At 34.4% G+C, this 14,932-nt stretch carries 15 protein-coding genes; 3 read left to right on the forward strand and 12 right to left on the reverse strand.

Translation table 11 applies throughout. The features are described from left to right. Positions 1-92 precede the first annotated feature (92 nt). Both AC1Q8M_RS11870 and AC1Q8M_RS11875 read right to left on the reverse strand, forming a co-directional pair. Complete coding sequence (locus tag AC1Q8M_RS11870; protein ID WP_000842548.1) at positions 93-455, reverse strand: Na-translocating system protein MpsC family protein; 363 nt, start codon at positions 453-455, stop codon at positions 93-95. A gap of 176 nt (positions 456-631) precedes the next feature. Beyond that, the gene (locus AC1Q8M_RS11875) at positions 632-1,792 is read right to left on the reverse strand and encodes an MFS transporter (protein WP_176523641.1); all 1,161 of its coding nucleotides are present in this window, start codon (positions 1,790-1,792) and stop codon (positions 632-634) included. A gap of 137 nt (positions 1,793-1,929) precedes the next feature. On the opposite strand from AC1Q8M_RS11875, the gene AC1Q8M_RS11880 reads away from it, so the two are divergent. After that, positions 1,930-2,805, forward strand: coding sequence for a LysR family transcriptional regulator (locus AC1Q8M_RS11880; RefSeq protein WP_065229043.1), 876 nt, complete (start codon positions 1,930-1,932; stop codon positions 2,803-2,805). Positions 2,806-3,067: 262 nt separating this feature from the next. Here AC1Q8M_RS11880 and AC1Q8M_RS11885 read toward each other — a convergent pair whose 3' ends face one another. The 3 genes from AC1Q8M_RS11885 to AC1Q8M_RS11895 all read right to left on the reverse strand — a co-directional run bounded on the left by AC1Q8M_RS11885 (position 3,068) and on the right by AC1Q8M_RS11895 (position 5,945). After that, positions 3,068-4,261 carry a YhgE/Pip domain-containing protein gene (locus AC1Q8M_RS11885; protein ID WP_097946985.1) on the reverse strand — a complete coding sequence of 398 codons (1,194 nt, stop codon included), beginning with the start codon at positions 4,259-4,261 and terminating at the stop codon, positions 3,068-3,070. 62 nt (positions 4,262-4,323) lie between these two features. Beyond that, on the reverse strand, positions 4,324-4,908 hold the full coding sequence (locus AC1Q8M_RS11890; RefSeq protein ID WP_001004645.1) for a TetR/AcrR family transcriptional regulator: 585 nt from the start codon (positions 4,906-4,908) through the stop codon (positions 4,324-4,326). A gap of 194 nt (positions 4,909-5,102) precedes the next feature. Further along, a complete protein-coding gene (locus tag AC1Q8M_RS11895) occupies positions 5,103-5,945 on the reverse strand; it encodes a polysaccharide deacetylase family protein (protein ID WP_098360714.1) in 843 nt (280 codons plus the stop codon). A 395-nt stretch (positions 5,946-6,340) separates the two neighbouring features. Between AC1Q8M_RS11895 and satA the strand changes: the two genes are divergently transcribed. Further along, positions 6,341-6,898: a streptothricin N-acetyltransferase SatA gene (gene satA, locus AC1Q8M_RS11900; protein ID WP_001054993.1), complete on the forward strand. Its 558-nt coding sequence runs from the start codon at positions 6,341-6,343 to the stop codon at positions 6,896-6,898. Positions 6,899-6,977: 79 nt separating this feature from the next. On the opposite strand, the gene menA is transcribed toward satA, so the two are convergent. The 7 genes from menA to AC1Q8M_RS11935 all read right to left on the reverse strand — a co-directional run bounded on the left by menA (position 6,978) and on the right by AC1Q8M_RS11935 (position 13,177). Further along, positions 6,978-7,889, reverse strand: coding sequence for a 1,4-dihydroxy-2-naphthoate polyprenyltransferase (gene menA, locus AC1Q8M_RS11905; RefSeq protein WP_000536385.1), 912 nt, complete (start codon positions 7,887-7,889; stop codon positions 6,978-6,980). A 279-nt stretch (positions 7,890-8,168) separates the two neighbouring features. Next, positions 8,169-8,573, reverse strand: coding sequence for an arsenate reductase (thioredoxin) (arsC, locus tag AC1Q8M_RS11910; RefSeq protein ID WP_000428341.1), 405 nt, complete (start codon positions 8,571-8,573; stop codon positions 8,169-8,171). Between the two features lie 26 nt (positions 8,574-8,599). Next, on the reverse strand, positions 8,600-9,640 hold the full coding sequence (arsB, locus tag AC1Q8M_RS11915; protein WP_000826547.1) for an ACR3 family arsenite efflux transporter: 1,041 nt from the start codon (positions 9,638-9,640) through the stop codon (positions 8,600-8,602). 18 nt (positions 9,641-9,658) lie between these two features. Then, entirely contained in the window at positions 9,659-10,096 is a 438-nt protein-coding gene (locus tag AC1Q8M_RS11920) for an ArsI/CadI family heavy metal resistance metalloenzyme (protein ID WP_016512601.1), read from the reverse strand. A gap of 60 nt (positions 10,097-10,156) precedes the next feature. After that, positions 10,157-10,462 carry an arsenical resistance operon transcriptional regulator ArsR gene (gene arsR / locus AC1Q8M_RS11925; RefSeq protein WP_000046018.1) on the reverse strand — a complete coding sequence of 102 codons (306 nt, stop codon included), beginning with the start codon at positions 10,460-10,462 and terminating at the stop codon, positions 10,157-10,159. Between the two features lie 532 nt (positions 10,463-10,994). Then, positions 10,995-11,504, reverse strand: a complete 510-nt coding sequence (locus AC1Q8M_RS11930; protein ID WP_001076303.1) for a DinB family protein — start codon at positions 11,502-11,504, stop codon at positions 10,995-10,997. A 752-nt stretch (positions 11,505-12,256) separates the two neighbouring features. Then, on the reverse strand, positions 12,257-13,177 hold the full coding sequence (locus AC1Q8M_RS11935) for a Nif3-like dinuclear metal center hexameric protein (protein WP_001968611.1): 921 nt from the start codon (positions 13,175-13,177) through the stop codon (positions 12,257-12,259). Between the two features lie 234 nt (positions 13,178-13,411). Here AC1Q8M_RS11935 and AC1Q8M_RS11940 point away from each other — a divergent pair, with 234 nt between their 5' ends. Beyond that, positions 13,412-14,842 carry an IS4 family transposase gene (locus AC1Q8M_RS11940; protein WP_098360713.1) on the forward strand — a complete coding sequence of 477 codons (1,431 nt, stop codon included), beginning with the start codon at positions 13,412-13,414 and terminating at the stop codon, positions 14,840-14,842. Positions 14,843-14,932: the final 90 nt, after the last annotated feature.

Below are 14,932 nucleotides of genomic sequence, written 5' to 3' on the forward strand. Positions count from 1 at the left end.
ACCTAAATAACTTCAAGTTTTTAATTATTAGCCTGTTAATAAAGTGCAAAACTTGTAGGTTTCTTAATCCTTCCACTAACCTTAAGGTATTTTTAAAATTTCTCCTCAAGATTATGAAGCAATTTAAAAATCATTACTCGTTCGCCTGTACGGGAGCTTATATCCGTATGAAAGCTTTTCACTTTCTCTCCAGTTAATTCTAGTATAATCTCTTTCAGATCATCAATTCCAGATTCAACTAGCTCCGAACGATTTTTCTTTATCGTTAGCATACCGTCTTTTGTTTCGCAAACACTATATTCAGCCGGCGTTAAAACACCTTGTAAATTTACGATAATCATATCCCGTAATATATCTGTCTTAACGGATATAGACCCGCGTCCTAGGTAATCCTTTTCCCAGTGAGTAATTGCTTTACTTATCTCTGATTCAATCGAGCCTTTTGAGCTTTTCATCTATGTATCCTCCTTCAATAAAATAAATTTACAATAACAATATAATAATCCGGATTGATTTTATTTTCAATTATTGAGAAGAATTTATTGGGATTGCAAAAAAGAACTCTTATAAAATTAAGAGTCCCTTTTATATTAAATACACTTTTCCTCAGTAATGTAACGCAAAATAGCACTTAGGCATTTGTAGATTTATACAACATATTTCGAAGCAGAATACAAATAAACCCTAATACTAATGCAAACATGCCTACAAATAAAATATATTTCGTTCCAATTTGTGCAATAATTATCCCTGCGATCCCAGTACCAATTGTAGTCCCTAAATTACAAGAAGTTAAAAATAATCCATTAGCGAAATCTGGTGAATTAGGTGCTGAAGACATCATCCAATATTGATTGACATTACCACCAATCCCGCCAAAAATACCCCAAATTACAATAAAAATTACAGTTGGTATCGCAAGATCTGATACAAAGAAAAAGGAAAAATATAATATCATTAGAGCAATGGGATAAATGATTACCGTACGGACAGGAGCTATTGTCAGTAATCTCCCTGCAAGAATATTCCCGATAATATTTGCTAACCCATAAACAAATAGCATGATACTTATCATATACGGCGACATTTTCGTAACTACATCTAAATATTCGGCTAGATAACTATAAATTCCAAATACCGCTCCATTTAAAAAAGTTACAGCAAGTATGGATAGCCATGTGATACCTTTCGTTAAAATCTTAAGCTGCGAACCATAAGAAAGCTTTTCCTGAACAGGCATAGAGGGAATAAATACGATTGTCATAATAAACGCAAAAATATTAACAAGTGCAAAAAATGTTAATGATATTTCAAGTGTGAATACATTTGCTAAAAAGTTGACAATCGGTACACCTAAAACCATACCAGCTGAAACCCCAATAAACACTTTGGCAACTGCTTTTGGAGCTTCTTTTGCACGAACTGAAGTTGCTGCTACTGATAAAGCCATCGATACGTACACTGGATGAAAGAAAGCCGGAATTACTCGTGCAACTAAAGCAACTGTAAAATTCGTTGTAAAAATTGAAATAACGTTGCCGATAATAAAGATTGCTAGTACGAACAACATAACCGTTTTTCGATTTACACCCGAAAAAACTAAAGGAAGCGTTGGAGCCGAAATGGCAATGGCGAGCGCGAACAAACTAACCATTAAACTTACCTTCGAAACACTTACATCAAAATGATCTGATAATGCCGGAAGCAAGCCAATATATCCCATTTCAGTATTAAGAATACCGAAAACCCCTACTGCTAATATAAAAATTAATACACTTTTTGAATTCTTCATAAAAAACACTTCAACTCCTCTTTCACTTCTTATCAATGCTTTTGGTAATGTGATTATAAAATGGTATTATTGAGATAACAAATACCTATATTGAATACATTCCTATAATAAATAGGCATACGAAGGAGAAGAGTTTTTTGGACATACGTGTATTACGCTACTTCATTGCGGTAGCAACGCAAGAGAATATATCTGCTGCTGCAAATGCATTGCATTTATCTCAACCTACATTATCAAGACAGTTAAACAACCTGGAAGAAGAGCTTGGAACTACTTTATTTGTACGAGGAAATCGAAAAATCACTTTAACAGACGAAGGTATGTTTTTATTAGATCGAGCAAAAGAAATTGTGGATTTAGTAGAAAAAACAGAAGCTAATTTTAACCAAAAATCTGAAATTATTAGTGGAGAAATTCATATTGGAGCTGGAGAAACAGAGGCAATGCAGTTCATTGCACAAACTATAAAAAAAGTTGTTTCCCATCACCCTAACATTAAATTTCATTTATATAGCGGCAACGCTGATGACATTACAACAAAATTAGATAGTGGTTTATTAGATTTTGGTATCGTTATTGAGCCAGCAAATAAACAAAAATATGACTACTTAAAGTTGCCAGCTACTGATGTATGGGGCGTACTTATGCGAAAAGACAGTCCCTTAGCGGAAAAAGCTTATATCCATCCAACAGACTTACTAAATAAACCTCTTATCATATCAAGACAAACGGCTGTAAGTAATGAATTATCAGGATGGCTTGGAGAGGAAATTGAAAACTTGAATGTTATAGGTACATATAATTTACTCTATAATGCATCCTTACTCGTAAAAGAAAATATAGGCTACGCACTATGTATTGATAAGCTTATGAATACGTCTGAGGAAAGTACACTTTGCTTCCGCCCCCTATCTCCTAAGCTAGAGGCTGGACTAAATATTCTTTGGAAAAAACATCAAACATTTTCAAGTGCTACAAAGATTTTTCTAACATATTTGCGAGGAGGTATGTAAATATTTTTGATAAACTGTATAGACTTATTTCTAGGACACATCTAGCTAAAAAAGAAAAAATCTTAAATTAATTCTTTTTATAGTTCGATGGTGCTCCCTCATCACCATCGAACTATAAAAAGCAAATACCCCAAAACGAAAAAACAAGCCATTGTCTGTCAAACACACACTGGATTTTCGTTCTGGGGTGCTTATAAATGTTTTAAGTTGATAGGTACGGGGGCTACCAGAAAAAGAAGCCTATACATGTACCACAAGCTTTTTATCTGTTGGCAGTTTGTTTGATCAATTCACTTTTACTATCTGTTTGCAGCATAATTCTCCCCACCGCTATAAGAATGGTAATAATTGAAGTGCAAAGAAGAATATTCATATCGTGTGATAGATTTCCCCCACCAAAAATTATTGTTTGATATCCGTCAGCTACATAAGTTCCAGGGAAAAGAGAACCGACAATTTGGTAAAAATCGGATAGTAACACTTTTGGAACAATTACTCCACAAGTAACTAATTGTACTGACAGCGATATGATATTAAACATCATACCAGCAGGACCGAATAGAACGATAAACATTTGCGTTACGCTTAAAAAAGAGAAAAAGACAAGAGTTTGGAAGATCCATGTTTCAAACAAGCTTGTATTCAATTTAACGTTAAATACGGTCATCAATAATAACGTGATAATAGCTAAAATAACAGATACGACAATATTAATAACTTGTCTTGAGAAAAATATAGACCATTTTCCGTGCGTATTTTTTAATATTGTTGCAACAATATTAAGATTTAAACTCATAAGCATCGCTCCAACCCATGAAGCAAGAACAATTAAAAATGGAATCATGGTTGCTGCAAAGCCATCTGTATTGTTTGTTTTTTCGACAGATGATTGCACAGAATCAATGTTTAATGAACTCATAGCTTTCGTAATGTTTTCTGATAACTTTTGGACCAATTCTTCTGACGGCATCACTGTACTTAGTTCGTTAGATAGGTTAGATGAAATAAGCTTTTGTTTATACGCATATACATTTTTATTAACTGTTTGCGTAATATCCTTTGCCGCGCCTTCCATAATCTGTTTTGCCAAAGATGAGTTTGCTTGATTGATGAAATAGTTAATCTCTGTAGTATTATTTTCTTTCAATAGGCTTGAGAAATTTGCAGGAATTTGAATAACCATATCTAAGTTCCTGTTATCCATATCTTTTTGGGCGTGCGTTACCGAGCTATAGCTTTTAACTTTAAAGGGTAGATTTTCCTTCAAGCTTTTTTCAATATCGGTTCCCATTTGATTATCTTCATTAACTAATCCGACTTTTAATTGGTTTACCCGATCCGTAACACCATCGTATGCAGTCATCCACACACAAAAGAAAATTAACAGAAAGGCAAATGCTGTTGCAATTCCAATGAATGTTGGAGGGAATTTAAAGAAATTTTTTAAAGTTTTCATTGTCGTACTCCTTGTTGTTTTATTATAGCAAGTACTTACTTGCATTAGGTACAAAAAAAGACCTAGGGAGTTAGCCCCCTAGAAAATAGTTGGACACTATGTTTTAAAAAAATCTCTTTTGAATTGGAAAATAAATTGTCACCAAAGCGTGAGTTAGAAAGAAAGTAACCGAAATTCATCCAAATAAAGTTCATCGCCTGAGCTTCCATATCAGTTTCAATAAGCTTTCCCTTTTCTCTCATCTCAATGAAATATGAAACCAAATTATCTTTTAATTGTTTAGGAATTAATGCAATTTTTTCTTTGAGCTCTGGGAACATTTCAGCTTCCTGAAAACTAATCAAAATTAAATCCTTTAACTTTTCTATATATGCAAGATATCCTTCTGCAATAGATAGCAAGTCATCTTCAAGATTCCAAGTCATCTCTCCAGGCATTAATTTATTCAATTCCATATCACGCGATAAAGATTCGACAGCTTTTTCCATAATATTCTTTTTGCTTCCAAAATTCCGAAAGATCGTTACTTCGTTTACGCCCGCTAGTTCCGAAATCGAGCGTGTCGTCGTTCCCTTATAGCCATGAGTGCGGAATAATTCTAAAAAAGCCTCAATAATACGTTCTGATGTATTTGTCATTTCATTCACGTTTCATCCAACTTTCACATAATCTTTATCCAAACCCGAATGTAAGTATTCACTTGCACAAGTAGAATAAACCTTTTTGATCCAAAAGTCAACTTTATAAAAAAAGACGATTTCTTTATTGTATAGGAAATCGTCTTTTGGCTTAATTATTGATTTAGTAATAAAAACACCTTTTTAAAATAACTATGTTTATACTATAGACGTTGATCTTTTTGGAAGTTTAGACGAAAATGATCCTCGTCATTATATACCCCAAATTCATACCCTTGCTCTTTATAAAATTTAATAATTTCAGGAAGAGCTTGTAATGTTTGCGCCTTTTCATGCATTAATACAACTTCAACTTCTTCTGTTGTCTGTTTCTTTACATTTTCGATAATCTGAATGGGATTATCTTTTAATTTCCAATCATTTGAATCTATCGTCCAATCCCAAACTTTTATTCCTGCTTCTACGATTTTGTTACGAATGTCCTCGCCCTTTAATCCTGGTGCAGATCCATATGGGGGACGGACTAGTTTAGGAGTTGTACCCGTAATATTATGAATAAGAGCTAACGTTTCTTTCATCTCCGTTACAAATTGTCCTTTTTTGTATAGCTTATCACTATTATGTGTCATACTATGAGCACCAATATAATGTCCTTCTTTTACCGCTCGTTTTACGTTTTCCTGAAAACCTGTATTTTGTAAATTGCTACCTTGCATAAAAAATGTCGACGCAACATTTTGCTCTTTTAGTACATCTAAAAACTTCGCAGTTAATTCGCTAGGACCGTCATCGAATGTTAAATAAACAACCTTTCCTACCGGTTTTCCATCAGGTCTTTTCTGTTTTGCCGGTGGTGTTTCTTTTTTCTTTTCTTGTTGTTGCGTGTTAACTTGATTACTACTTTCGTTAGCTATTCCCTTCGCTGGGATAGAGTTCCATTTTCCAATTAAAAAGAAGGTGAAAAAGGTCGTTGCTAAAACAACTCCTAGAGATATTATTACCTTAGTTAGTCGACTTGTTTTTTTCTTACTTTGTGATTCTTTCATTATTTTTCGATCCTTTCCCTATTAATTTTTATATTCATTATTTATACAGCTGAGCATTAACTCCAGCTGATGTTTACAATAAATAGATTAATAGAGGAAGGTGAAGATAAAATGCAGATAATGTCGAATTTAGTTAAAGAATAACGTATGGCATCCACTCTTTAAAAAAATATTTGTTTCTCTACTACAGTTAAATTTGAAAACTGGATATACATCCAAAATAAAAGATACTACTCTTTCTAAACAATATTTTTATATCAAGATAACAACATACTGGTATAAAGATAAAATACAAAGATAGCCGTACTATTGAAATTCTATTATAATTTTGTAATTGGAATTCATTTGAACCAAATGAAGAACTAGAAGAAATATTATTATGTGGAGGTGCCCCGATGAACCTTGTAATTAGAGAGTTAGAAACAAATGATTTAGATAATCTCCCGGAGATTGATGACAGTTTTATAGTGAATGCTCGGTTAATTCTTTCTCTTTCCAAAGGAAATAAACGTATAGAATATACAGTAGAAGACGTTCCAAGTTATGAAAAAAGTTATTTACAAAATCAAGATGATAATGAAGAACTGGCTTACAATGAATATATAAATAAACCTAATCAAGTCATTTACATAGCACTGTTACATAACCAAATCATTGGATTAATGGTATTGAAAAAGAATTGGAACCACTATGCTTACATAGAAGATATAACGGTAGATAAAAAATATCGTACACTCGGAGTTGGTAAAAGATTAGTTGATCAAGCAAAGCAGTGGGCAAAAAAAGGAAATATGCCAGGTATCATGCTTGAAACGCAAAATAATAATGTCGCAGCATGTAAGTTCTATGAAAAATGCGGATTTGTAATTGGTGGGTTTGATTTTCTTGTTTATAAAGGTTTGGATAAGACAAGTGATGAAGTTGCAATTTATTGGTATATACATTTCAAATGATAATAGTTTATAACGTAAAAAACTCAAAATAAAACCCCAATTTCTCTATACTAAAATCGAGAAATTGGGGTTAAGTTATTTAAAACAAATAACTAATTAATAATCCTGCTGACAACAAGAAGCCGAAAATCGTATTTGTCATCGCTGTTGATTTCATTGCGATGCGCATATATCCAGGATCCTTTGCCCCTTTTTGGAAACTTTGAATCGCAGAAATTGGCTTTCTCAAACCTAGGAACATAACTAATGCCCAAGGGCTTATATAACCCATTAATACAATTACGGCAATCCATAAATACGCAATGAAAAAGGCTACCGCTAGTGTTACCACAGCTTTTTCTCTCCCAAGGAGGATTACTAATGTCTTTCTTCCACCTTTAATATCTTCTTCGATATCTCGGATGTTATTTGACATATTGATTGCACCTACTAAAATTCCAATTGGAATGGAAATCAATACACTTTCAATCGTTACAGTATTCGTTTGAATAAAGAAAGCAATGAGTACAAAACATGTCCCCATTAACAATCCAGAAACTAATTCTCCAAACGGGGTGTACGCAATTGGTAGTGGACCACCTGTATATAAATAGCCAACTGCCATCCCAATTAAACCAATAACCACTAACCACCAACTACTATTCATACAAATATAAATGCCAATAAAAGCTGCTACGACATATAATAAAAGCGCAACTGTTAACACATTTTTTGGCTTCAATCCATGACGGACAATTCCGCCACCGATGCCAACGGATTCAGCGGTATCTAATCCACGTTTAAAATCATAGTACTCATTAAATAAGTTCGTTGCTATTTGCAATGCTAAACATGCAACCATCATCGCAATAAATAACAGCCAATCAATTTTGGCAACATAAAGTGATGCCACTGTTCCTAAAATTACAGGAGAAAACGTCGCCGTTAATGTATGTGGGCGCGTCATCTTCCATATTAATTTAGCGGAACTAATTTCTTTTTCTGTCCCCATAACTCTGTTCAATCTCCCTACATTTTAAGTATAAATTACTAGCAGTATCTTTCTATCTATTTCCTGCCACGCATCCATTCATTATATCAATAAATGATTATCCTTTCTAACAAATCAACTTTTAATAAAGTAAAAATTATAAAATGAAACTTTACCATCTTCACATAATATTCTGTATTATTTCTAAGAGTGGTTTTAAAGCGATGCGATAAGTAAATGAAATACATAATAAAAAAGAGCCAATCCCCTATAAGATAGAAGATTGACTCTTTCCTTTATTTACTCCCCTGTTTCAGAAAATCGCTTTATACGTTCACCAATTTCATCACGAACACGTTGAAATTCGGACCACTCTTTTCCTGCTGGATCATCAAATCCCCAATGAACACGATTTACATGCGGCGGAGTGGATGGACAAACAGAATCCGCATGACTACACAGCGTAATGACTAAATCAGCACTATTTAAAATGTTTGCATCAATTATATCTGATGTTTGATTTGTTATGTCGATATTTACTTCGTTCATTGCTTTAAATGCATTTGGATTTACTCCATGTGCTTCGATTCCTGCAGAATACACATTCCACTTATCTCCTAAAAATTGTTTGCCCCATGCTTCTGCCATTTGGCTTCGGCATGAATTTCCTGTACATAAGAAATAGATTGTTTTTTTGTTTTCCATGTTGTTTTCCGCCTTTATTTTTAAATTTAGACTGGTTGGTCATTAAAATATTTACGTTTAAACCAAAAAGCAACGTTTACAAGTGCAATCATTACAGGCACTTCCACTAACGGTCCGATAACAGCTGCAAATGCTGCGCCCGAATGAATACCAAACACACCAACTGCTACAGCAATCGCTAATTCAAAGTTATTACTACCTGCTGTAAATGCTAGCGTTGTTGTTACCGGATAGTTTGCACCAATTTTTCTTCCCATAAAGAAAGAAACAAAAAACATTACAATAAAATAGATTAATAACGGAATCGCTATTCTTACTACATCTAGTGGCACGCTAACAATCATCTCCCCTTTTAAAGAGAACATAATGATGATCGTAAATAGCAATGCAAGTAATGTAAGTGGACTAATTTTCGGTATAAACACCTTTTCATACCACTGTCTTCCTTTTAACTTAACGAGTACAAAGCGTGTTAACATACCTGCTATAAAAGGAATTCCTAAATAGATAAATACTGATTTTGCTACTTCTATCATTGTAATATCGACAATAGCACCTTCAATCCCTAACCATTCTGGAATTACAGTTACAAATACGTATGCATAAACTGAGAAAAAGAGCATTTGGAATACCGAATTAAAAGCAACTAAACCTGCCGCATACTCTTTATCTCCATCGGCAAGATCGTTCCAAACAATGACCATTGCAATACAACGTGCTAACCCAATTATAATGAGACCAACCATGTATTCTGGTTTATCAGGAAGAAAAATAATTGCTAAAACAAACATAAGTACCGGACCAATAATCCAATTTTGTACTAAAGATAGAACTAACACTTTTACATCTTTAAATACTCGGCCCATTTCCTCATAGCGAACTTTCGCTAACGGTGGATACATCATTATAATTAAACCAACAGCCAGCGGAATAGACGTCGTTCCAACCTGTAATGTATTTAGTCCATCTACTACACTAGGAAACACAAACCCTAAACCAATCCCAACAGCCATCGCTAGAAAGATCCATAGTGTTAAATATCGGTCTAGAAAAGATAAACGTTTCATTTTATTTTCCATCTCCTATTAACAACAAGAATTTTTAGCTACCTCATTTGAAGTGGTGCAACAAGATGAATCTTCTATTTTGTGAACATCACTATCTGCTTTTGTATAAAAGAACTCCCACTCATTACCATCGGGATCCGTTACCCAAAACTTATCTTGTACTGCATAGCAACAAGTCGTATCCATCTCATCACGCGCAAAGAAACCTTCTTTTTCTAATCGTTCTTTATGTAATGTAATTTCTTCAGCTGTATCCACTTGGAAACCAAAGTGATTTACCTGATTTCCATTCACTTCATCTCGTACGTTCAGCGTGAAATTAAGACCTGGATTTTCTAATAAAAATTTTGCATAATCCGTTTTCACCTTAACTGGTGATACACCAAATACCTTTTCATAAAATTCAATAGACTTTTCTAAATTCGTAACGTTTATACCAACGTGAACATATCTCATACATTATTCCTCCTCTTTATATATCATTAATCAAATTTTTTTGATTAATAACGCAAAATTTTAACAGCAGCTACCTTTGCCTGTTTTTCTAAAGATACAGCACAATTCTTCTGATAATAAATTATTCACTTCCGCATCATTTAAATCATAATAACTCCACGTACCCTTTGTTTCTTTTACAATTAAACCTGCATCTAATAAAATCTTTAAATGATAGGACAACTTAGATTGTGTCATTTCAAAAACTTCTGTTAAATCACATACACATGTCTGACCCCGCTGGCAAAGCTCATACATGATTTCTAAACGTTTCTGATCCGCCAACGCTTTAAACTTTTTCTCATAGAGCTGGAAATCTTGTGCCACTGTAGTTCACTTCCCTTCATCAACTTTTTTTGATGTTTATAGTATATATGCTGTTTAGTTCTTTATGCAACTAATTCATCAATTTTTTTTGATTTAGAAAAAACTTCCTCGCATTATATCTTTGCTACAACTAAAAAGGACCATCTCCTTTTCAAAAATGAAAAACTACGGTTCTTTTTACAACTTAATAGTTACAATATTTCCTAGTAATGGAGTCTCTATAACTATTTAACTTTTAATTTGATTATTATAGAGTAGTGCCCCATTACCATCAATCTAAGAAAAACAAATACCCCCAAATGAGAAAAATCGATATAACTCTTCGGCAAATAAAGATAACTCTTGTTTTTGGTGCATATTCATAAAAAGCACGTCACCCTTTCTCATTAACATAAGAGAATAGTAACGTGCTTTTAATCTCAAAAATAGTCTAAATCCTTAAGTTGATGGTTGTGGGGCGGGACCCCAATAAGAACGGTATCTAAGATTGTATGAGAGGTGTTTGTTCCATTTCAAAGATCTCAGCCGACGATTAACTCAAGTACCGGTTTCGGATGATTCCCATGTGATGAAGTTCGTGTCCTGCGATGCCGTACGCGAGGGCGCGTGCCGTAATGCTTAGGTTGTTGGCTGTGCCCTTACGATTCCATGCCTCAGCCGGTAGCCCGCGCAGCAATGTGATCGTTGATTGCCTTACGGCCCGGTAGTCTTCGGCCAATTGCGCGGTTGTCCAGCTTCCGAAAGGAGGTAGGAACAATTCCTGATCGAAACCGGTCAGAGGCGTCTGGTCCCCTCTTGCGAAACGGAGCAGGCGGTAGGTCATGACGCGTTCCGCGTCTGCAATGTGGCCCACGACTTCTTTCAGCGTCCATTTTCCTTCCGCATACCGATATGCGGCCTGGCTTTCGGTCAACGATGCCAGGAGCTCAGTCATTTGCTTTTCCTGGGCGAGCAGAATGTTGATGATGTTACCGTCCGGCACCAAACGGATATATTCACCGGAGTTCCCGGCGTATTCTTCTTCTGACGGTCTTTGATTCATGCGTAGTCACCTCTTTATGTAAATATAGAAAATTATAGCACTCATCTATGTCTAATAAATTCGCGAAATGATAGAACTTCCCTTCTAATAATTGAGGAGAAGCAACTATTTAGTTGGTCGGTCGCCACACTATCCTGATTCGTTAGCACAATAAAAATTATCTGTTATACAATATTTCGAAGTTATTAATATATATAGGTAACCCCTTCTTTTTTTAATTTAAAGATGAATTTCCAATTATATTTTGAAATGAATTGGAGTAAAACACACTAGTCTAACTACTTTTTTATACAAGATTTTATGCGAAAAAGAATAGCGAGGATCCCTAGAATCTCCGCTATATCAATGATGTATAAAATCTTGTATAAGTGATAGATACACATAGAGACAAAAAATTTAGTAAAAACAAGGATTCTATGAAAAACTTGCTACCGATAATCAAGAATTATGTAAATAAGCTGTCCATGTGGACAGCTTATTGTTTTTTTTGCTTAGCGTGCAAAATTCGCGTCTTGTTGGCGGTACCCCATGCCCATCAAGCTAAGATTTTAAGACACCCCCATAACGAGAATTTTACTTTTTTACAGTTATTTATGAAAATTCCGCTTGTTTTTTTCATTTTTGGGGTGCTAGACCTAAAACTTCAGCAATATGCATAGACTGAAACATCTAGTTTTCACGATATAATTCTCAGCTAAATTCGAAAAAAAGAGCTTGAATTCCCAAGCTCTTTTAAATATTACTTAATAACTTTATAACCACCATTTTTCCTGTGGAATTAAAACTGTTTCAATATCAAAGTTATTCTCAAACCATTCCTTCATCAATGTTTTATGGACCAGATATTCTGATGCAGAATGGGAAACGCCGATTAAAGACATCGAAGTATTAGAAACATAATCCATCATTTGTTTGTATCTTTGTTTACCATATTCGTTATCAATATGGCAATGGATTTCGCCAGTGATATAGGCTTGAACTCCTCTTTCTTCAGCTTCCTCCATCCAACTTACTTTGTCGCCACAACCTGCAACGATAGCTATTTTCTTTACGTTATTTATGTTCTTACCTTCAAAATCAACATATGGAATATCGAATATTTCTTTTAAGTGAGAAGTTAGTTCACTTGTACTCTTTTCTTCGATGTTACAAATTAGAACTAGGTCTTCATTATTTATAGAACTTGTTAAAAACCCATCAATAATTTCTGCATTTAATTGTTTAGCAATAGCCACACTTGTACCTAAATTGGCATGATAATCCATTGGTACATGGCATGTATAGAATGATAATTCCTTTTCTTTTATTTGTTTAATGTATTTTTCTTTTATAGGAACAAAGCCTTTGCCCCATACTCCTTTGGGATCTCCACATTCCATCAATAAGGGATGGTGCATAAAAAGTAAGTCGCCGCTATTACTTTCTTCTATAAAGCGTTCCAACACTTCATCTGTAGGGAAAACGGCAAGAAAAATTTTCTTTACATTTTCATCTCCTTTTAACATTAGACCATTAAATAATTCCACAAAGTCTTTTTCAAAAACTGATTTCCAGTCAAACTTTAAAGGTTCATAGACCATTGGTATGAATTGACTGAAAGCAGAATCCTTCCCAAATGATTTTATATCAAGTTCAATGTCCAGTTTAGACACTATTTCACTTAGTTTAACCATAAAATTATTCCCCCAAAAAATTTTATAATTCAATACAAACGGTTAGAAAAATAACAATTATTATATTCTTTTAAATATTTTAACATATAAATCCATTTTTCTTCATGAAAAAATCACTCCTGTTCTTTAAAGTGGTCCCTCCACATTCACTTCAAGCAAAGTTAAAATCATACCTTCAAAATGAAAAAACGCTATGCTTATTGTAAACAGTTTATAAGAAAGGATGGCGTTTTGATGAAACCTATCATTTTAAATAGATTGAATCTTTTCGCTCAAGAGCTACAATACTTTTTATCTCCAGTGGTCCTACAAGATATTGCCAAACAAGTTGGCTTTGTACAGCGATCTAGTAAGTATCCAGCAAAAGAACTCATTGCACTTTGTGTATGGCTTAGTCAAGAAATTGCTAGCACATCACTTACACAATTGTGTAGTCAGTTAGAAGTTTCCACTGGGGTACTTATGAGCTCAGAAGGACTGAATCAACGCTTTAACCCAGCAGCTGTCACATTTCTTCGAGAAGTCTTTACTTCTCTTCTCACACAAAAACTCTGTTCAAATCACTCACTTTCTGCACATATAATCTCTACTTTCAATCGTATCCGTATTCTAGATGCAACAGTGTTTCAACTACCTGATCAATTCGCCACTGACTATCAAGGTTCAGGTGGGAGTAGTAATAAAGTAGGCGTGAAAATCCAATTGGAATATGATTTACTTAGTGGTCAATTTCTTAACGTGCAGCTTGGACCAGGAAAGAATAATGATAAAACATACGGTACCATCTGCCTTGAAACCGTAGAGGCGGGTGATTTGTGTTTACGTGATCTTGGTTACTTCGATTTAGGAGACTTACAAACTATTCATGATAAAGAGGCTTACTATATCTCGCGGTTGAAGCTGAATACACGCATTTATATCAAGAACCCTGAACCAGAATACTTCGATAATGGTACGTTAAAAAAGCAAACAGAATACATCCAGCTTGATATGACACAAATGATGTCTGGTCTAATCCCCGGTGAAACGATGGAAATCCCCGAGGCATACATTGGCCAAAATCAGAAACTTCCAGCACGTGTCATTATACATCGTTTAACCGATGATCAAACACAAACACGTCTGAAAAACCAAGCGATACGCGAAAAGAAGAAAGGCATTGTCATGAAGGATAAAAGTAAACGTTTAATGGGCATGAATGTATATATCACGAATACGTCGCTAGAAGAAGTACCGACGAACTACGTGCATTCATTATACTCACTTCGTTGGCAGATTGAAATTTTGTTTAAAACGTGGAAGTCATTTTTTGAAATTGATGAATGTAAAAACATTAAAAGAGAGCGCCTAGAGTGCCATTTATATGGACAACTAATCGGTATTCTCCTCTGTTCTTCTACGATGTTTCAAATGCGACAGTTTTTGCTTGAAAAAACAAATCAGGAGCTAAGTGAATACAAAGCGATTTATATGATTAAAGATTACTTTCCGTTACTGTTTCAAGCGATAGCCATTGGCACAGAACAACTTTTGAAAATTTTGCATCGTCTTTATCTATTGCTCAAAAAGAACGGTTGTAAATGTCATCGGTATAAGAAAATGACCGTCTTTGATATTCTAGGGATTGTGTATAAAACGACGGTGAAGCATAGACAAACTGCCTAGCGAAAAAATCAGATTTTAATAGGCTTCTTTAGTATGCCTACTTTTCTATCAATTGTTAGTTTTGAACCAAGGATCGTTTCATATCTAGTA

It is taken from the genome of Bacillus sp. GW823-FHT06A10, from assembly GCF_058795375.1.